Here is a 19,903-nt window from a genome sequence, read left to right on the forward strand (position 1 = left end):
TGCATTGATCGAGATTCGGAATCTGGTGAAAACGTATAAATCAAAAAAGCAAACGGTGGTTGGTGTAGACAATGTATCTGTCAGCATCAAAAAGGGAGAGATCTTTGGAATTGTTGGATATAGTGGAGCGGGTAAGAGTTCCCTCATCCGCTGCCTGAATCTACTGGAAACACCGACCTCAGGTGAGATTATCATTGATGGGCAGGATTTCACGAAGCTCACATCCAAACAATTAAGACTCGCCCGTCAGAAAACAAGCATGATCTTTCAACATTTCCACCTGATTAAATCGAAAACGGTGTTCGACAATCTGGCTTTTGCCCTGAAAGCGGCTAGTGTACCGAAAGTGAAAGTCAAGCCAAGAGTCGTCGAGCTCCTTGAGATGGTAGGACTTTCAGATAAAGCGGACGCATATCCGGCCCAGCTTAGCGGTGGTCAAAAGCAGCGAGTCGGGATTGCAAGGGCCCTTGCGAACGACCCATCCGTATTATTATGCGATGAAGCCACGTCAGCGCTCGATCCAAATACAACAAAATCAATCTTGAAGCTATTGAAAAAAATCAATAAAGAGCTTGGTTTGACAATCGTCCTCATCACCCATGAGATGGAAGTGGTCAAAGAAATCTGTGACCGGATGGCCGTGATGCAGGACGGGAAAATCGTTGAAGAAGGGCCGGTGTATGATTTGTTCGCAGAACCGAAGCAGCCTTTAACGAAGCAATTCATTGAAACAATCCTTCAGTTTGAGTTACCACCTCATCTCGTAGAATCGAGAAAAGGAAAGCTCATCAAAATTCAATTTAAAGGGTCAATCGCAGAGGAAAGTGTTGTTTCTGAGGTGTTCCAGAGATACAAAGTTCGAGGGAATATCCTTCACGGGAAGATTGAATACATTCAAGACGTTCCCTTGGGCATTTTCATCATGGAGCTAATCGGGTCTCCTGACGAAATCGAAGCAGCAATTCAATATATCACGGCGAAGACGCAAAGCTTGGAGGTGCTAGAGGATGCTGCCTGATTCATTGATTACGATATTACCAGAATTGAATAAAGCTTTTTTTGAAACGGTGTATATGGTGGGCATTTCCCTTGCCGTAGCCATCGTAGTGGGAATGCCGTTGGGGATTCTATTATTTGTGACGGATAAAGGACTGTTTTTACAAAACGGTTTGATTAAAAAGATAGTGGGATTTGTGGTGAACATGGTCCGCTCAGTGCCATTCATTATTTTACTCGTAGCACTCTTACCATTGACAAAGCTTTTAACCGGGACCACGATTGGACCGACAGCAGCATCAGTCTCTCTTTCAGTCGCGGGCATTCCTTTTTTTGCAAGAATGATTGAAACGTCTTTGAGGGAAATCGACAAAGGGGTCATCGAAGCGTCGGTATCAGTGGGGGCGAGTCCATGGATGATCATCAAGGATGTACTGTTACCGGAAGCGCGTCCGGCAGTCATACAGGCAATCACGATTACAACGATCAGTTTAGTCGCTTATTCCGCCATGGCCGGCATCGTCGGCGGAGGCGGAGTCGGGGACTTGGCGATACGGTTCGGGTACTACCGATATGACAACACGGTGATGGTCACGACCGTCGTCATTTTAATTTGTTTCGTTCAGCTCATCCAATATACAGGTGATGTGTTTGCACGATTAGTGGATAAACGATAACGATTTTAGGAGGAATAAATAGTGAAAAAGTGGACTTTATTCGTAGCATTAGCGGTAACAATGAGCGTATTGGCAGCTTGTGGAGGAAATGAGGCAAGCTCGGAAGATAAAAAAGAAGTAACGATAGGGGCAACATCCGGTCCGTACAGTGATATGGTGACGAAAGCGATTAAGCCAGGCTTAGAAGAAAAAGGATACACGGTAGAAGTGAAGGAATTCAGTGATTATATCCAGCCAAATAACGCACTTGCACAGGGTGATTTGGACGCGAACCTGTTCCAGCATAAAATCTACATGGATACATTCGCGAAGCAGCATAACATGGATTTATCCGAAGTGATTGTTGTTCCAACTGCACCAATGGGGATCTACTCGCAGAAGTTTGATTCGATTAAAGACATCAAAGAAGGAAGTGCCATCGCGATTCCGAATGATCCGACTAACGCCGCACGGGCATTTCAAATTTTAGAAGATGCGAAACTGATCACGTTAAAACCAGACACAGATCCATTGACAGTATCAGAAAAAGACATTGCGGAAAACGTGAAAAACCTGCAGTTCAAACCAATCGAAGCGGCTCAGCTTCCAAGAGCAGTAGATAGTGTTGACCTATCAGCCGTTCCAGGGAACTATGCACTCGCTGCGGATATGGACTTGCTTGATGCGCTGCAACTGGAAAACATGCCTGATCAATATCGTAACCGAGTTGTCGTCAACACAAAAGACGTTGACTCACAACTCGCGAAAGACATCAAAGCCGTCGTCCAAGCAGACAATTTCGAAAAAACCATCGACCAAGAATTCAAAGGATTTGGTAAGCCGGAGTGGATGAAATAGAGAGACGAATCAGAGGGACGGACCTCAAAATTAGTAGTAACTGAAGATAAAAATGTGATAGGGACGGGCTTCCGCATGAAAATGCGGAGGTCCGTCCCTCACTCTTTATAGGCAGCACTTTTTGTGTTTTTTACCGCTTCCGCATGGACATGGGTCGTTACGTCCCACTTTTTCCCCGTTTTGGACGGGTTGTGAAACGAGAAATGGTTGCTCATCCATTGATTGGAGTTCTATTTCTTCGATGAGACGTTTCCACTCAGGGAGTTTTGGATGAGCAATGTCGTTCATGATGCAGTTTACGTATAGGGATTCTTCCAGACAAAGCATTCCTTCATCATAGCCTTCTTCTAGAAATGCTGAGATCTTTGGAATTGCATCTGTTGATAACTGCTGACATAAATAATCTGAGATCAGTGTTTTAGCGGTTATGTCATCTGTTTGATTAAATAAAGTTAAGAGTGCTTTTTCCGCTTCATCCGTTTTTATTCTTCCAAGTACGTCGAGTGTATAGAAATAGGTGTTGCCGTACAGTGCTACTTTTTCAACTTCACGTACGACCTCGGCAGTCCCTATTTTCACCAGTGCATTGGCTACTTCCTCCAGTACCAGATCTTCTTTTTCTTCGTCTTTGAAAAGGTTAACTAACTCAGATACCACACTTGCTTCACGGACTTCGCCAGCCATATAAACAGTGTATATTCCTTTGAAACTATTGAGTTTATTTGTCTCAATCTGTATTTCCGGACTTTCTCCAGTGCCGTCTTTCTTTACTAACTGCTGGATGATTCTCTTCCCATGGTCATAATAAACTTGGTTATATTCATGGGTATCCAAGTAAGCCATTATGTCCCCCAGTTCCTTGAATAGTTCCTTAACCGTCAAAGTAGGAAGCTTCACGATTTCTTTCAGTTGCTCCTGGTCCACAAATCGTTCTACTTCGTTTCTGTATGCAATCAATAATTCTGTATCGGCATTGGCTACTAATTGAGTATAGAATAGTCGATCGGTATCCTTTTTGCCCAGGCTCTTCAACCGGTTTAATACTTCTTTCATCCCGTTCTCATTCAGTGGCATGTACATCAAGTATGGAAGTACAGGAGAAGAGTATTCCGATACTTGGCCACGGTCGACGGCTTTCAAAGCAGTCATAAAGGTATCTCCTTCAACCAAATAGGAGCCTTCCAGCATCTCAATGGCATACCTCTGTACAAACGGATCCTCACTCAAGAAATACGGTTCGATTCTTTCAACAAAACGGTTCATTTAATCATCCTCTAGCATTATATTTTCCTTCAGTGTAATGGCTGGTGTGGAAAAAGGGAAGGGCGCAGATCTTCAAAGAAGATTTCCAGTAGAGGAATATCCCACTCTATTGGAAACTATGGATTTGAACTGCTTAATTGTGAGAAATTGTTGAAAATGACCTGTCGGAAAATAAGAAGGTGACCTATAATCCCACTCAGTATGGGCAAGAATGATGACCTAGGAGGGATTGTGTTGAATAAAATAGTGGTTGTGATATATATGGGGATTTTGTTTTGTCTAACCTGCACAGAAAGTCTGCATGAATTTGTCGAACATCAAGCTTTGACGTTCCAATGGACAGGAGACCCTGAATTGAAATCATTTATAAATTTTACAGATTATCCATTTAGCAACCCAAGCTATATAAAGCAAAAAGTAGGTCACGCTTTTTGTTTTTTTTGGTTGGCTTATTCATTTATATTGGTTTTGAGAAACCAATATATGATATTTTTCTGCTCAGTTTCATACGCTCTCTTCACAGAAAGTGCTCAGCTATTTTTTTCGAGAACTGGTTGTTTATTAGATGTGGGTTATGACACTGCAGGAATCCTTATGTTTTTTGTTGTTTACCGTATTTTACACTGGAGAGTAAGTCCCAAATCTACTTTACAGCCAAATAAAGTTCGTTAGAAATTTTGATAAGGCCGGATGAAATGTGAGTCCCGAATCTATTTTTTAACAAAACATGAATCTATTGTCTCATTTTTGTAAATTTTTTTATAATTCCTTAATCTTCGACAAAAAAGTGATATATTTAAAGAGTACTTTAGTTACAATATTCTACAGAATATGTACTAGGTGTAATCGAATATTGGGGGTGTTTGGAAATAGGTAGATTTTAATCTATTTATATTGTAAATCTACGTATTTTTGGCACGGATCATGACTTTCCAAGGGGATATAACATATACAAAAGTAAGCGCTTTCACTACTCTAGAAAGTTTTGGTGCCATAAAGGACTATTGGTAAGGTTCTTGAAATAAGAGGGAATATAGATATTTAGGCTTATTTCACAGGTGGAACAACAATTTGAGGAGGAATCAGGTTGAAGTTAATGAAAAAACAGTTGTTTATTATCACAACGATTTTAGCAATGCTTGTAAGCTATATTGTTCCAATGAGTTCAATGGCTTCTGCATCAGATTATTTAACGGTACAGGAAGCAATTGATAACAATACGGGTACAGGAACAGTTACGGGGTATATTGTAGCTCAAACCAAAAGTACCAACAGTTATGATTTTGAAGCTCCCTTTACAGCAGATACAAATTTGGCCATTGCAGACAGTGCAGATGAGACGGATCCTTCTAAGGTTCTTCCCGTTCAACTGCCATCTGCTTTCCGTCCAGACTTTGGGCTACTAACCAACCCAGACATAATTGGGAAAAAAGTCATTATTACTGGAAGTCTGGAACAATACTACTCAGTTCCAGGATTAAAATCTCCTACAGCAATGTCTTTTGAAGGTGAAGCTCCAGATGAGCCAACACCATATGAAGGCATCGAAGGCTTGCGGATCCACGATATTCAAGGTGAAGCACATGCATCACCCTACAATACAGAAAAAGTAAAAGGTGTAGAAGGGATCGTCACCCACGTGGTGGATGCGAGTAATTTCTACATGCAAGATGCCCAACCGGATGACAATGATAAGACATCTGAAGCTATACTTGTCTATAAGCCAGCTCATGGAGTGAAGCTTGGGGATAAAGTAACAGTGGATGGTCAGGTGAAAGAATGGGTATTAGATGGATATGACGAGAAACTACAAACAGACCTTGCGATGACTGAACTCAACGCACAGTATGGGAATGTGATTGTTGCTTCTAATAATAATGATCTTCCGGCAGCACAAGTGATGGGAGAAGATGAGAATCCTCCCACAGAAGTAGTCGATAACGATCAATTTGGTGAATTTGATCCTGAGCAGGATGGAATCGATTTTTACGAAAGCCTGGAGGGTATGAGAGTATCTCTTGAAAATCCTACCGTTACAGGTCCTCAGAAGTATGGGGAAGTACCAGTCATCACTGGGCAAGTAGATGGGAAAGCGTACACAAAAGAAGGTGCACCGCTATTAACACAAGAAAACCAAAACCCTGAAAGAATGTTTCTACTATTAGATAACCGTGATTTTGTTACAAAAACGGGTGACCAGTTTAATGGCACAGTGACGGGAGTAGTAAGTTACAGCTTTAGTAATTTTAAAATCCTTGTTAATGAAGATAGTCTTCCGGAATTAACGGAGCGTGAATTCACTCCGGAAGTGACAACGATTGAAAAAGCGGATGATAAATTAACCGTAGCAGGCTACAATATTGAAAACTTCGCAGCATCTGATACAGCTAAGCGAGATAAGCTTGCTAAATCCATGATGGAGAATTTAAAATCTCCTGACATCATCGGGTTAGTAGAAGTATTGGACGAAAGTGGCACCACCGATGATGGAGTTGTGAAGGCTGATGCTAACTACAAAGCATTAAGTGATGCCATTGCTAGTTTCGGTGGGCCAACTTATTCATGGACGGAAATTGCTCCTCAGGATAAAGAAGACGGCGGAGTACCTGGAGGGAATATCCGTGTTGGATTCCTATATAATCCAGACCGAGTGTCTTTGGCAGAAGGAACTAAAGGCGACGCAACGACAGCGGTAGCATATGACAATGGCTCCTTGACGTTGAATCCGGGAAGAATCGATCCGATGAACGCTGCATTTGATGACAGCCGCAAGCCTTTAGCAGCGCAATTCAACTTTAAAGGCGAAGACGTTATCGTTGTAAATAATCACTTTAACTCTAAAGGTGGAGACCAACCGGTATTCGGAAAAAACCAACCACCTGTATTGGGTAGTGAAGATCAACGTCTTCAAATCGCAGAAATTGTGAATTCATTCGTATCTGATATCCAAAATAAGAATGAAGATGCCAATGTAGTCGTGATGGGAGACTTAAACGACTTTGAATTCTCAGCTCCTTTACAAAAGCTGAAGGGAGAAGAGTTAACGAATCTTGTTGAAACACTTCCTGAGAATGAACGATACACGTATACGTACCAAGGGAATGCACAGGTATTGGATCATATGCTAGTTTCCAATCGTCTTGCTGCAGGTGCAGAATATGATATCGTCAACTTTAATTCTCCTTACATGGAAGAACATGGACGAGCGAGCGACCATGATGCTTATATTGGCCAATTTGACTTGTCGGCTAAAAGCAATGATGAGTTTGACCTTTCCATCATGCATACGAACGATACGCATGCCCATGTTGAAGGGTATCCACGACTGTTCACAGCTGTAAACAAGGTTCGTGCCGAAAAGGAAAATGCTTTATTATTAGACGCTGGGGATGTATTCTCTGGAACACTGTACTTCCGACAATATAAAGGTCTGGCAGATCTTTCGTTCATGAATGAACTTGGTTTTGATGCCATGACTCTTGGAAACCATGAATTTGATAAAGATTCTAAAACATTAGCAAACTTTATTAAAGAAATGAATTTCCCAATGGTGTCGTCGAATGTATCGGTTTCGGGTGATGCAGATTTAGAGCCGATTGTGAAAAATGAAATCGGTACTCCTGGTGAAGGTGGAAACATCTATCCTGCCATGATAAAAGAAGTGGACGGCGAAAAAGTAGGAATCTTCGGATTAACGACTCCTGATACAGCATTCATTTCAAATCCAGGAGAAAATGTTGAATTTGAGAATCCTGCTTCAAAAGCGGCCTCGACGATTGGAATGCTGAAAAATGAGGGAGTTAATAAAATCATAGCTCTTTCTCATCTGGGATATGCACAAGACTTAGAATTAGCAGAAGCGGTAGATGGTATTGACGTGATCGTAGGTGGTCACTCTCATACCGTACTGGAAGAACCTGTTGTGATTGAAAAAGAAGAACCGACAGTGATCGTGCAAGCTGGTGAGTATTTAAACTTACTTGGTTTGCTAGATGTCTCATTCAATGCTGACGGTGTCATTACGAAACACTCAGGTGAAGTGCTTGACCTTAAAGCTTATGAAGAAGATGCGGATGCTCTTGCAAAAGTAGAAGAATTCAAGGCACCTCTTGAAGAGTTGAAGAGTGAAGTGGTCGGCAACTCAGAAGTGGCACTGAACGGCGAGCGTGCCGATGCCCGAAGAAAAGAAACAAACTTAGGTAATTTAATTGCTGATGGAATGGTGGCAAGGGCCAATGAGTCCGTTGAAACATATATCGGTCTTCAAAATGGTGGTGGAATTCGTGCGTCAATCGACCCCGGTGAAATCACTCTTGGAGAAGTGTTAACGACAATGCCATTCGGGAATCAGCTTGTCACACTTGATTTAACTGGTCAGGAAATTGTAGATGCTCTTGAACACAGTGTATCAAGAGTAGAAGGACAAGACGCACCAGGAGAATTTCTACAAGTATCAGGAATCAAGTACAAATACGACGTAAACAAGCCAGCCGGAGAACGAGTATGGTTTGTAGAAGTGAAGACAAGTAATGGATTTGAAAAAATCGATTCGGATAAAATGTACTCAGTTGCCACCAACGCATTTACTGCAAATGGTGGAGATGGCTATACGATGTTCAAAAATGCTAAAGAAGAAGGACGCCAAACGGAATTGTTTGTAGCCGACTTTGAAGTATTCACTTCTTATCTTGAAAAGCACAATCCAGTTTCTCCGGAAGTGGAAGGACGCATTATTCAAGAGGCAGCACCAGAAGAGAATACAGATTTCAATTTATCGATTATGCACACGAACGATACTCACGCTCATGTGGAAGGATATCCACGTCTGTTTACAGCTGTAAAGGAAGTTCGTGAGGAGAAAGACAATACATTATTATTGGATGCTGGGGATGTGTTCTCAGGAACCCTTTACTTCCGTCAATATTCAGGTCTTGCAGACTTATGGTTCATGAATGAACTAGACTATGATGCTATGACTCTTGGAAACCATGAATTCGATAAAGACTCGAAAACATTAGCAAACTTTATTAAAGAAATGAACTTCCCGATGGTTTCTTCAAATGTTCAAGTGACAGGTGATGGAGACTTGGAACCATTGAAGAAGAAAGAAGTGGGGACTCCAGGTGAAGGTGGAAACATCTATCCTGCTATTATTAAAGAAGTAGACGGAGAAAAAGTAGGGATCTTCGGATTGACAACGCCGGAAACTGAATTTCTTTCAAATCCTGAAGAAAACGTTGTATTCGAGGATGCTGCTAAAAAAGCAACGGAAACAATAGACATGCTTGAAAAAGAAGGCGTCAATAAAATCATCGCCCTTTCTCATTTAGGCTATTCTCATGACCTGGAGCTTGCAGAAGCGGTTGATGGGATCGACGTAATCGTTGGAGGGCACTCCCACACAGTTTTAGAAGAGCCGGTAGTCATCGGTAAAGAAGAACCGACTCTTATCGTTCAAGCTGGCGAGTATTTAAACCTTCTTGGATTGTTAGATGTTACCTTCGATGCTGAAGGTGTCATCACAAGTCACGAAGGTGAAGTGCTTGACCTACAATCATACGAGGAGGATGCGGATGCACTTGCGAAAGTAAATGAATTCAAGGCTCCTCTGGAAGAAATCCAAAATGAAGTTGTAGGAAAAACGAAAGTAGCCTTAAATGGTGAACGGGCAGATGTTCGTACAAAAGAAACGAATCTAGGAAATTTAATTGCAGATGCCATGGTAGAAAAAGCAAATCAATCAATTAAAACCCATATTGGTCTTCAAAATGGTGGCGGAATCCGTGCATCCATTGATAAAGGGAAAATTACATTGGGTGAAGTATTAACGACGATGCCATTTGGAAATAATCTAGTAACCCTTGATTTAACTGGACAAGAGCTTATGGACGCTCTTGAGCACAGCGTAAGCGGAATTGAAACCGGAGAGGGCCGTTTCTTACAGGTATCCGGAATTAAGTACAAATACGACATCAACAAACCTATTGGAGAAAGAGTTTGGTCTGTAGAGGTGAAAACAGACAAAGGATTTAAAGAAATTAATACTGAGAAGAAGTACACTGTAGCAACAAATGCATTTACAGCTAATGGTGGAGATGGTTATTCCATGTTTAAAACAGCTAAAGATGATGGGCGTATGACAGAATTGTTCCAGGTGGACTACGAAGTATTCACTGACTACTTAGCTAAACATAAAAATGTTTCTCCAAAAGTAGAAGGAAGAATCATTCAAGAGGCACAACAGGATGATTCTGATGATGGAGATTGGCAAGATGACTTCTTTGACTTTATTAAGAAGTTGAAAAATTGGTTTTGTACGTTATTTGGGGTATGTGGAAGACCGTAATATTGAGGTATTAGAAATACAGAAAGCACCGGCTGAATTCAGCCGGTGCTTTTTTTGACTTATTAAATATTCGCTGTTTCCTTCTCACTCTCAATCACTGCCAAACGCTCTGCCACTTCTTCCTCCGTCAAACCATGCTCTTGAATGTAGCGGTTCTCAGGGCTCTTACGGCACTCGTCAGAGCAGCTTCTCATATATTTATACTCGTTTTCTTCAGAGCAAAGAATTTTTCGATTACAAGGTGGGTGAGCACAGTTTACGTAGCGCTCGCAAGGTTCGCCTGTGTAGAAGTCTTTTCCTACAACAACATGTTCTGTTTGGTTAACAGGAACACCGATGCGCTCGTCGAATACATATAACTGACCGTCCCACAGCTGACCTTTTACTTCAGCGTCCTGACCATAGGTAACGATTCCACCGTGAAGTTGCGCAACATCCTCGAAGCCTTCTTTCACTAACCAACCTGAGAATTTTTCACAACGGATACCACCTGTGCAATAAGTGATGATTTTCTTGCCTTCTAATTTATCTTTATTGTCCCGGACCCAATTCGGAAGATCGCGGAAGTTGGTGATATCCGGCTTTACGGCTCCTCTGAAGTGTCCAAGCTCATATTCATAGTCGTTACGTGCATCAAGAAGAATCGTATCTTCTTGTTGGATTTGTTCGAAGAAATCCTTTGGCTCAAGATACTTACCAGTGATTTCATTTGGATTGACATCATCTTCAAGACGAAGTGTCACAAGCTCTGGACGATGCTTTACTTTCAATTTTTTGAAAGCATGCTCATCTGCTTCATCAATCTTGAACACTGTGTCGGAGAAGTGAGGGTCTTGTCTCATCGCTTCTATATAAGCATCTGTCTGTTCAATCGTACCGGAGCATGTGCCGTTAATTCCTTCGGATGAAATGAGAATACGACCCATAAGACCAAGATCGGAGCACATTTGTTTATGCTGGGCCGTAACTTCTTCAGGATTCTCAATCGCTACATAGTTGTAATACAGTAGTACTCGATAATTTTTCATGTTTATTTCCACCTGTCGATATATATTTGCAAGATATAATCTTAGGATTCTGTTCCTTATTACTCTTACGATGTACTATTATAACAAATTTTTATGAAATTGCATTATGTATGGGTGATAAAAGATGGGGATTGTGAGGAAAAGGTGGTGGATATTGGGTTTGAAGGGTCTTCTGATTGATGGGAATTTAAGTTGATACTTGAGTGATATGTTCCATGTTGCGTTTATCGCACAAAAATCAATTCATTCTTCCAGCAAACAATTATTATTTCTGAGCATTTAATTAAAAACTTCCACTTTCACACAGGAGTTTCCACCGTAATAGCGAATGTATATATTAACGGTATTATTAAGGAACTTTTCCTTAAATAATCAATCGACCGAAAAAGGAGATTTTTCATGGAAGTTAAGCAGCTTGTTCAATCAGTAGAGAATGAAGTCATTGAATTACGAAGACATTTTCATCAACACCCGGAGGTAAGTGGGGAAGAGGTCAAAACATCTAACATGATTCAACAAACACTATCTGAAGCAGGTATCCCTTATAAAACAGGCTATGCCCAAACAGGAGTGCTGGGCATTATCCAAGGTGAAAAGCCTGGAGGGACGGTCGCCCTGAGAGCTGATATTGATGCTCTGCCTATCCAGGAGGAAAATGACCTTCCCTATAAATCGACCATAGCGAATAAAATGCATGCCTGCGGCCACGATGCTCATACGTCTATGCTCCTCGGTACCGGGAAGGTGTTAAATCAATTGAAGTCACAAATAGCAGGTACGATTCTTCTTGTCTTCCAACCGGCGGAAGAGAATGCTCCTGTTGGAGGCTCGCAGCAAATGATGGACGATGGCGTATTCGAAGAATTCACACCTGACGTCATTTTCGGTCAGCATGTGTGGCCTGATCTACCTGTTGGCGAAATCGGTATTCTTCATCATGAAATCATGGGTGCTTCAGACCGGTTTAAAATCAAAGTGAAAGGTTCCGGTGGACACGCCAGCATGCCTCATCAATCCAATGATGCCATTATTATTGCCAATAATCTCATCACTCAGCTTCAAACGATTGTGAGCCGGAACACAGACCCTATCGATTCTGCTGTCCTTACAATTGGAAAAATTGAAGGGGGCTACCGGTACAATGTCATCGCGGATGAAGTGACCCTTGAAGGAACGATTAGAACCTTCAAGCCGGAAGTGAAAGAGATGGTGAAGGGCCGTTTCTATTCAATCGTAGAAGGAGTCGGGAAGAGCTTCGATGCTCACATGGAGATTGATTATTTAGATGGATATCCGGCAACAGTCAATTCACCACAATGGGCAGATGAAGTAAAGCTTGCCGCTCAGAAGGTTCTTGGGGAGCATGCAACTCCTGTTGTTTCTCCGTCCCTTGGAGGGGAGGATTTCTCTCGTTTCCTCCAAAAATATCCCGGTGCATTTTACTGGCTGGGTACTTCAGTGAAGGACACAGAACCCCAATATCCACTCCATGACCCACGGTTTAAATTAGATGAAAGAGCACTAAACAAAGGGGTTCAAGTCATGGTTCAACTAACAATAGATACTTTGAATAAGCTCGAACACAAGGAGTCTTCCCTATGAGTTCAATCGACCGGTTTATTGACGAAATCGCTCCGACGTTAACAGCTTTTAGACGTACCTTTCATCAGCAACCGGAACTGGGATTTACCGAATATGTCACAACGTATCTGATTGGGAAAGAGTTGGTCAATCTCGGTTTCACGATTCACCTAGGAAAGGATGCATTGGATTCAAACCATCGAATGGGGGTTCCATCACAAGAATTCTTAGTCCCCCAGGAAGAACGTGCCATTCAAGAAGGCGTGGAGACGAGCTGGCTCGATAAAATGAAAGGCGGTCATACTGGAGTCGTGGCCACATTGGATACAGGAAAGCCCGGTCCCCACATGGCGTTCCGATTTGATATCGATGCGTTGCCAATTACTGAATCCGATGACCATGATCTTCACTTTCCGTCTTTAACTGGTTTTCACTCCAGAAATGATGGTGTGATGCATGCTTGCGGACATGATGGTCATGCCGCCATCGGTCTTGGTGTAGCAAACTTTCTATCTACCTACAAAGATCAGCTTTGTGGAAGGTTCACCCTTCTCTTTCAACCTGCTGAAGAAGGTGGACGGGGAGCAAAAGCGATGGTGAAAAAAGGCTGGCTCGATGACGTCGATTATTTCGCAAGCGGCCATATCGGTATTCGGGATTCAAAGCTTGGAAGGGTATATGCTACGACGAACTCTTTTTTAGCTTCATCTAAAATCAACGTCACATATAAAGGGAAAGCGGCCCACGCAGGCCTCGAGCCTGAAAAGGGGAAGAATGCTTTATTGGCTGCCGCCGCGGCAAGTATTCACCTCTATACGATTCCACGTCATTCTGATGGAGCGACCCGGATCAATGTAGGAAACCTCCAAGCCGGGGCTGGTCGAAACATCATTGCAGATGAAGCCCGGTTGGAATTGGAGACGAGGGGAGAGACGACCGCCATCAATCAATACATGCTGAAAGAAGCCCTGCGAATACTGCAAGCATCAGGGGACCTTTATGGTGTGGAAGCAGAAATCGATGTAGTGGGTGAGACGGTGGAAGCCGAGTGTAATCCCGAGTGGATTCAATGGTTGAAGGAAGCGGAGAAGGATAGTCCACTCATTTACGATGTCCGCGAATCCTTACCCTTAAAAGCATCAGAGGACGTGACCTACATGATCAACCAAGTACAACAGCAAGGAGGAAGTGCGACATTTATGGTCTTTGGAACCCCATTAGAAAACGGACACCATCATCACGAGTTTGATTTTGAGGAAGGGGTCCTGAAGGTGGCAGTAGATGCCCTCGCCCGCCTTATTCTAAAACTATCTCACCAAAAAGAGGAGGTTGTACTTTGAAAGAGTGGCTGGATACAACATTAAAGGCTTTAAATCTAGTGGAAACAATGGAGCAACCGAATGGATTTACGCGATTAGGATATTCAGAGGAAGAGCTTGTTTCTATGAATGAATTTCGGAACGTGGCAGAAGGTTTAGGATTATCCGTTCGAAGAGATCAGGCCGGCAACCTTTTTGCCAGGTGGGAAGGAGAAAGCGATCAAGTTGTCATGACAGGATCTCATCTCGATACAGTTGAAAACGGTGGAGGCTATGACGGAGCAGCGGGTGTTCTCTGCAGCCTTGGAGCTGTAAAAGCCCTAAAAGATCGAGGGTTCAAACCTCACCATTCCATTGAAGTAGTCTGCTTTGCCTCAGAAGAATCGGCTCGTTTCGGTGTTTCCACTATAGGCAGTAAAAGCGTGGCAGGAATTCTTGATAAATCAGTGGAACATGTAAAAGATCGACACGGAGTCAGCATAAAAGAAGCGGTGGAATCAACAGAATTAGACTGGGGTTCCATTGAAAGGGCTGAAAGACCCCTAAACGAAATCCTTTCTTTCATCGAACTACATATTGAACAGGGGACACAAGTGGAAGATCACGGGTCTCAATTCGGAATCGTCAGGGGAGTCGCTTGTCCAATCCGACTAAAGGTGAAGGTGGAAGGAATGGCAGGCCACACCGGAACGACTCCAATGGGGAAACGAACCGATGCCCTTGTTGCCCTTGCCCCACTTATTACATTCGTTTCCACAGAGGCAGAAAAGCTGTCCAATCAGTCCCTGAAGCCACTGGTTGCGACCGTCAGTACTATGGAGGTAAAACCAAATGTTATGAACGTCATCCCAGGCTATGTAGAAGCAGGAATCGATATTCGTTCCGTCGATGATGCCCTTAAGAGATCCATGGCCGATAAAATAATCGATCGATGCAGAAGCTTAGAGGACGAATTTAATGTTACAATCAAACTAGAAACTCTTGTGGATAATCCTTCTATTCTATTAGATGAAGAGCTGACGGCCAGAGTGAAACGTGCCGGGGAAGATCTCGGTTTCAAAACGTTTGAAATGGATAGCGGTGCAGGGCATGATGTCATGAATATGGCAGCCAAATGGCCGTCTGCATTAGTGTTCATTCCTTGTGATAAAGGAATCAGTCACCATCCACTGGAACATAGCTCGTTAGACGATTTAAATGCAGGAGTTGAGATTCTAGCCGAAGTGCTGCGGCAAGAAGCAGGTGAATAACAGTTGAAGATAAAGATCGGTGTCATTGGCCCGGATGATTCGATACAACGGATCAATCATGTGGCTACTCATTTTGGCAATATTGAACTTATGAATTTCCCCTATCATGAGGTGAATGAAATAGAAACAATTCTTGAGAAGAACCGGGGCTTAGTTGATCAATGGTTCTTTTCAGGACAATCCCCATTCTACTATGCGCTTGAAAAAGGATGGATCATGGAAAAGGAAGGAAGCTTTCCCCCTTTACATGGATCCAGCTTCTTTGGAGCATTATTAGAAGCGCAAATGAAAGAACAGATGCTCTTACAGAAGATCAGCATCGATACGATTTCAAAGAAGGAAATTGAAATAGCCGTACAATTCCACTCCTTCGATCAACTTGATATTTCAAGTTATCCGTATGAAGGGTACCGTAGTGCGGATGAGCTCGTAGACTATCACCGTTCCCTTTTTGAAAAAGGAGAAATCGAAGCTGCGATTACGTGTATTCAAAGTGTGCAAAAGAGCCTCACTGAATTGGGTATCCCATGCTACCGTGTCGTGCCGACGAATTTATCCATTCGGATGATTTTGCAGTATTTGTTAGAGAGGGCACAATCCAGAAAATATCGTAAATCCCAGATTGCCATCGTTGGAATCGAAGTCATCTATTCGACTCAGACATTGGACGAGTCCCATTTTTCATACAAGATGAAGCACCAGGAGCTGGATTTAAAGCGGAACCTCTTAGATATAGCCCAGAAGATCAATGGCTCCATGGTTCAATTGGGGGATGGATTATTCTTTGTCTATACAACGAGAGGCGAGCTTGATCTTCATGAGAAGGAGTCGATTTTCTCTAACCTGACTCAGGAAGTGAAGGCTCATACAGATTTGGATATTCGCGTGGGATTAGGATTCGGGGTGACTGTGTTAGAAGCAGAGCACCATGTCCGGCTTGCTTTTCAACACGCAAGAAAGCATGAAACTTCCATCGTTGTAAGTGTCAATGAGGATAAGACGGTAACGGAAATCCTTCCATCCTCTAAGGCGATTACGTACTCCATGAACAACTTGGGAGAGATGTGGGAGAAAGCCTTTAAAGGAGCTACCGTCAGCACTGCGATTGTGTCAAAAATCCTATCCCTTTCACGTCATTACGAGAAAGAAGAAATCACGTCCCAGGATCTTTCCCGCTGGTTAAAAAGCACCGAGCGTAATGGACGGAGAATCCTCACTGAAATGGAACGAATCGGAATCGTGAAAATAAGCGGTGAAGAACAAAGTGGCGGAAGAGGAAGACCGAAAAAATTATACAGATTTCAATTATAAGTTGAAATGAAAAGACCCTACTCAAGGTGCTAACCCCCAAAAGTTAGAGTTTTTATTATGCAGCTGATTGGCAGGATTGAGTTCGGTATTCCACTGGACTTAATCCTGCCAATTTTTCTTTTGATCGTTTGTGGTTGTACCAGTGGATATAGTCTTCAATCCGTTTTTTTAATTCTTCATAGCTCACTAATCGTTCCCCATAATACATTTCCTGTTTTAAAATGCCAAAGAAATTTTCCATGGAAGCATTGTCTGCGCAGGTCGCTTTTCGTGACATACTCTGAAATACTTTATTTTCTTTCAATGTCTTCACCCATTGGTTGTGTTGATAATGCCAGCCTTGATCAGAATGGATGGTGGTGCGATAGGTGGCGTGTTTTTTGACGATTTCGATCGTTTCTTTCAACGGTTCTATGACGAGATCTAATGTTGGTTTCTGCTTGATGTCAAACGCAAGAATTTCTCCATTATAAAGGTCTAGAATCGGATTCAAATACAATTTTCTATCTCCAAGACATTTGAATTCGGTAATATCGGTCACCAATTTTTGAAGGGGGACCGATGTGCTGAAACGTCGGTTTAATCGGTTTTTCACTACCTTCCCGACCTTTCCCTTATACGAATTATATTTACGGGATTTGCGCATGAATTTTACACACTTTAAACCTAGTTCTCTCATGATGCGATACACTTTTTTATGGTTAACTTGATGACCTGATTTCTTTAATTCTTTCGTAATCCGTTTATATCCATATCGTTCATGAGACTGCTTAAATTGGTCTGTGATGAGCTCTTTCAGTTTTGTTTCAGCACTCTCTTTCCCAACGTTTTTTACATGATAATGATAGGTTGCTTCAGGAATATCAACGACCACGAGAACATCCTTTAGTCGAAATCCTTCCTGTTTGATTTCGAGCGCCAGCTTTGCTTGTGCTTTTCGCGATAGGCAATCGTATTCTCCCGAAAAGCTTTCAACTTTTTTAGATACGTATTTTCTAGCCTCAGTAGCTCGTTCTCACGTTCTAATTCTTCTTCACGTGTTAACGTTGCTTCCTCTTTTTTATTGGATTTCTTGGGTTTCTTAGACATAGAAGGACGCCCCTTTGATCTTGTTTTCAGGCCTTCTACCCCTTGTTCGCGAAATACTTTCACCCATCGTGCAAGTAAGGCAGGGTTGGTCAAATTGAATTGCTTAACCGTTTCTGAATAAGAAGCACCTGTAGTTAAAGTGAATTTTACAGCATCTACTTTAAATTGAACAGAATACGCCCTATTCTTTCTTTTCCTTTTTACCCCCTTCATCCCCTGACTTTTATAGGTGCTCACCCAATTTTTTAATGGAGTAGAACTTGGCATATTATATTTTTTCGCCAATAATTTATAGCCAAGATTCCCATACAAATACTCGATCACAAGCTTTTCTTTAAATTCCTCACTATATTTAGCCATAAAAACACCCCCAAAAGTTAGTTTTCTACTCTAACTTTTGGGGGTCGGGTCCCAATCCAATTGAGTAGGGTCTTTTTCATTGTAAACTGACTAGAAATCCGTAAATTTAAAATTTTCTCATAAATATTAAAAAATAAAAAGGATTTCCCCGATAAATATCGAAATACTTATTAACGGAAGTAAAAAGGAATTATTCCTTAAAACATTTTATGAAGGAGTGACCTCATGACAAATCCAAATCTAGAACCGAATACACCGAGAAAAGAGAAGGGATTCCTTCGATTTTTAGGTGGAGTTGAAAAGGTAGGGAATAAACTCCCCGATCCCTTTATGTTATTCGTGTACTTATCTGTTTTTATTGTTTTATTCTCATGGTTTATTTCCAGTTTAGGCGTCACGGTTATACACCCGAAAAATGGGGAAGAGCTGGCGATCAAGAGTCTTGTATCCGGAGAGGGACTTCAATACATTCTGACCTCTATGCTTGATAACTTTACCGGCTTCGCGCCACTCGGTCTCGTGTTGGCTATGATGCTGGGGATTGGTTTGGCTGAAAAGGTTGGACTGCTTGAAACGGCGATCAAGAAAACGGTTTTAAATGCTCCAAAGGGATTAATTACATACGCAGTCATCATGGTAGGGATTATGGGGAACTTGGCGTCAGATGCTGCGTTTGTTATTATTCCGCCACTCGCGGCCATGATCTTCTATACAGTAGGAAGACATCCGTTGGCAGGACTTGCTGCAGGATTCTCCGGTGTAGGGGCAGGATTTACGGCTAACTTCATTATTACCGGAACAGATGCATTACTGGCCGGGATTTCAACAGAAGCGGCTAAAGCGTTCGAAGTCACCGTTACACCTGTGGACAATTGGTACTTCATGATTACTTCAGTCGTGTTCCTGACAGTTGTCGGAGCATTCGTGACTGAAAAGATCGTGGAGCCAAGACTTGGAACGTACAAAGGGAAAGTCGATAAAGTGTTGGAAGAAGAAAGTCCATTAGAAGGAAAAGCATTACTGAATGCTACATTAGCAGGACTCGCATTTATTCTGCTCTTGGTTGTTTCCATTGTATGGCCGAACTCGCCAATGCGAAATGAAGATGGTGGTATCATTCCATCAACCTTCCTATCCGGAATTATTCCCATTACCCTGTTCTTCTTTATTGTCATTGCGATCGCTTATGGGGTAACGGTAAAGAAAATCCAGTCAACGAGAGATATTCCGAAGTATATGACAGAAGCCATGAAAGACATGGGTGGATACATTGTCTTAATCTTTGCAGCTGCTCAGTTCATCGCCTATTTTGACTGGACCAATCTTGGAACATGGGTCGCAGTCAGTGGCGCGAATTTCTTAGAATCAATCAATATGACAGGGCTCGCAGGCATTATCGGTTTTGTTCTATTGACGGCATTGTTGAATCTATTAATCTTTAGTGGATCGGCACAATGGGCGCTTGAGGCACCAATTTTCATCCCGATGTTTGCCACACTTGGATATAACCCTGCGTTTGTTCAAGCAGCCTACCGGATTGCAGATTCATCCACGAATATCATTACACCGATGAATCCTTATATTATCGTCATCCTGGCCTTCATGCGGGAATACGATAAGAAAGCGGGACTCGGAACCTTGATTTCTCTGATGCTGCCTTATACGATTGCATTTTTATCAGTTTGGATCGTGCTGCTTCTGGCATTTGCGTTGTTGGGGATTCCGTTTGGTCCTGAAGTTGGGGTATATTTATAATATGAAAAAGTCCAGTTCATATGAGCTGGACTTTTTTCAGGTTTCACATATACCTTTTCGAAAATGGACATAGTCTTTGACAAGGAGTAAT

At 42.3% G+C, this 19,903-nt stretch carries 13 protein-coding genes and 1 pseudogene; 10 read left to right on the plus strand and 4 right to left on the minus strand.

From position 1 onward, the window contains the following. Positions 1 to 4: 4 nt before the first annotated feature. The 3 genes from FGG79_RS15365 to FGG79_RS15375 are packed head-to-tail and all read left to right on the plus strand — an operon-like array spanning position 5 to position 2,510. Entirely contained in the window at positions 5 to 1,018 is a 1,014-nt protein-coding gene (locus tag FGG79_RS15365) for a methionine ABC transporter ATP-binding protein (RefSeq protein WP_138779907.1), read from the plus strand. Further along, positions 1,008 to 1,673 (plus strand): methionine ABC transporter permease, encoded by a 666-nt coding sequence (locus FGG79_RS15370; protein ID WP_138779909.1) that lies wholly within the window; start codon positions 1,008 to 1,010, stop codon positions 1,671 to 1,673. The genes FGG79_RS15365 and FGG79_RS15370 overlap by 11 nt, the downstream gene beginning before the upstream one ends. Positions 1,674 to 1,694: 21 nt before the next feature. Further along, positions 1,695 to 2,510 (plus strand): MetQ/NlpA family ABC transporter substrate-binding protein, encoded by an 816-nt coding sequence (locus FGG79_RS15375; RefSeq protein ID WP_481747289.1) that lies wholly within the window; start codon positions 1,695 to 1,697, stop codon positions 2,508 to 2,510. A gap of 105 nt (positions 2,511 to 2,615) precedes the next feature. Here the strand turns inward: FGG79_RS15375 and FGG79_RS22295 are convergent, their stop codons facing one another. Continuing rightward, positions 2,616 to 3,773, minus strand: coding sequence for an SEC-C metal-binding domain-containing protein (locus FGG79_RS22295; RefSeq protein ID WP_276607968.1), 1,158 nt, complete (start codon positions 3,771 to 3,773; stop codon positions 2,616 to 2,618). Between the two features lie 234 nt (positions 3,774 to 4,007). Between FGG79_RS22295 and FGG79_RS15385 the strand changes: the two genes are divergently transcribed. Both FGG79_RS15385 and FGG79_RS15390 read left to right on the plus strand, forming a co-directional pair. Beyond that, a complete protein-coding gene (locus tag FGG79_RS15385) occupies positions 4,008 to 4,445 on the plus strand; it encodes a VanZ family protein (RefSeq protein WP_171050969.1) in 438 nt (145 codons plus the stop codon). 424 nt (positions 4,446 to 4,869) lie between these two features. Continuing rightward, positions 4,870 to 10,119 carry a 5'-nucleotidase C-terminal domain-containing protein gene (locus FGG79_RS15390; protein WP_240794317.1) on the plus strand — a complete coding sequence of 1,750 codons (5,250 nt, stop codon included), beginning with the start codon at positions 4,870 to 4,872 and terminating at the stop codon, positions 10,117 to 10,119. A 62-nt stretch (positions 10,120 to 10,181) separates the two neighbouring features. Here the strand turns inward: FGG79_RS15390 and trhO are convergent, their stop codons facing one another. Next, entirely contained in the window at positions 10,182 to 11,147 is a 966-nt protein-coding gene (gene trhO / locus FGG79_RS15395; protein ID WP_138779918.1) for an oxygen-dependent tRNA uridine(34) hydroxylase TrhO, read from the minus strand. 399 nt (positions 11,148 to 11,546) lie between these two features. On the opposite strand from trhO, the gene FGG79_RS15400 reads away from it, so the two are divergent. From FGG79_RS15400 to FGG79_RS15415, 4 genes are read left to right on the plus strand one after another with little or no spacing between them, the layout of a single operon-like run. After that, positions 11,547 to 12,749, plus strand: coding sequence for a M20 metallopeptidase family protein (locus tag FGG79_RS15400; protein WP_138779920.1), 1,203 nt, complete (start codon positions 11,547 to 11,549; stop codon positions 12,747 to 12,749). Beyond that, positions 12,746 to 14,068 (plus strand): amidohydrolase, encoded by a 1,323-nt coding sequence (locus tag FGG79_RS15405; protein ID WP_138779922.1) that lies wholly within the window; start codon positions 12,746 to 12,748, stop codon positions 14,066 to 14,068. Before FGG79_RS15400 ends, FGG79_RS15405 begins: the two co-directional genes overlap by 4 nt. Then, on the plus strand, positions 14,065 to 15,297 hold the full coding sequence (locus FGG79_RS15410) for a M20 family metallo-hydrolase (protein ID WP_138779924.1): 1,233 nt from the start codon (positions 14,065 to 14,067) through the stop codon (positions 15,295 to 15,297). Before FGG79_RS15405 ends, FGG79_RS15410 begins: the two co-directional genes overlap by 4 nt. Positions 15,298 to 15,300: 3 nt before the next feature. Then, entirely contained in the window at positions 15,301 to 16,608 is a 1,308-nt protein-coding gene (locus FGG79_RS15415; protein ID WP_138779926.1) for a hypothetical protein, read from the plus strand. Between the two features lie 55 nt (positions 16,609 to 16,663). Here FGG79_RS15415 and FGG79_RS15420 read toward each other — a convergent pair. Then, positions 16,664 to 17,536: pseudogene (locus tag FGG79_RS15420) on the minus strand (IS3 family transposase); the annotation flags it as partial. Next, positions 17,494 to 18,057, minus strand: a complete 564-nt coding sequence (locus FGG79_RS15425) for a helix-turn-helix domain-containing protein (RefSeq protein WP_060673416.1) — start codon at positions 18,055 to 18,057, stop codon at positions 17,494 to 17,496. The gene FGG79_RS15425 and the pseudogene FGG79_RS15420, both read right to left, overlap by 43 nt. 225 nt (positions 18,058 to 18,282) lie before the next feature. Between FGG79_RS15425 and FGG79_RS15430 the strand changes: the two genes are divergently transcribed. After that, a complete protein-coding gene (locus tag FGG79_RS15430; RefSeq protein WP_138779930.1) occupies positions 18,283 to 19,812 on the plus strand; it encodes an AbgT family transporter in 1,530 nt (509 codons plus the stop codon). Positions 19,813 to 19,903 lie beyond the last annotated feature (91 nt).

Origin of the sequence: Bacillus sp. BHET2, assembly GCF_005938125.1 — a bacterium.
In the GTDB taxonomy this organism is placed as follows: Bacteria; Bacillota; Bacilli; order Bacillales; family Bacillaceae_B; genus Rossellomorea.

What these genes read in the sequence shown, in the direction of transcription:
- FGG79_RS15370 (WP_138779909.1), top strand. Translation starts at nt 1,008, where the DNA reads ATGCTGCCTGATTCATTGATTACGATATTACCAGAATTGAATAAAGCT.
- FGG79_RS22295 (WP_276607968.1), bottom strand. Translation starts at nt 3,773, where the DNA reads ATGAACCGTTTTGTTGAAAGAATCGAACCGTATTTCTTGAGTGAGGAT.
- FGG79_RS15390 (WP_240794317.1), top strand. Translation starts at nt 4,870, where the DNA reads ATGAAAAAACAGTTGTTTATTATCACAACGATTTTAGCAATGCTTGTA.
- trhO (WP_138779918.1), bottom strand. Translation starts at nt 11,147, where the DNA reads ATGAAAAATTATCGAGTACTACTGTATTACAACTATGTAGCGATTGAG.
- FGG79_RS15400 (WP_138779920.1), top strand. Translation starts at nt 11,547, where the DNA reads ATGGAAGTTAAGCAGCTTGTTCAATCAGTAGAGAATGAAGTCATTGAA.
- FGG79_RS15405 (WP_138779922.1), top strand. Translation starts at nt 12,746, where the DNA reads ATGAGTTCAATCGACCGGTTTATTGACGAAATCGCTCCGACGTTAACA.
- FGG79_RS15425 (WP_060673416.1), bottom strand. Translation starts at nt 18,057, where the DNA reads ATGGCTAAATATAGTGAGGAATTTAAAGAAAAGCTTGTGATCGAGTAT.
- FGG79_RS15430 (WP_138779930.1), top strand. Translation starts at nt 18,283, where the DNA reads ATGACAAATCCAAATCTAGAACCGAATACACCGAGAAAAGAGAAGGGA.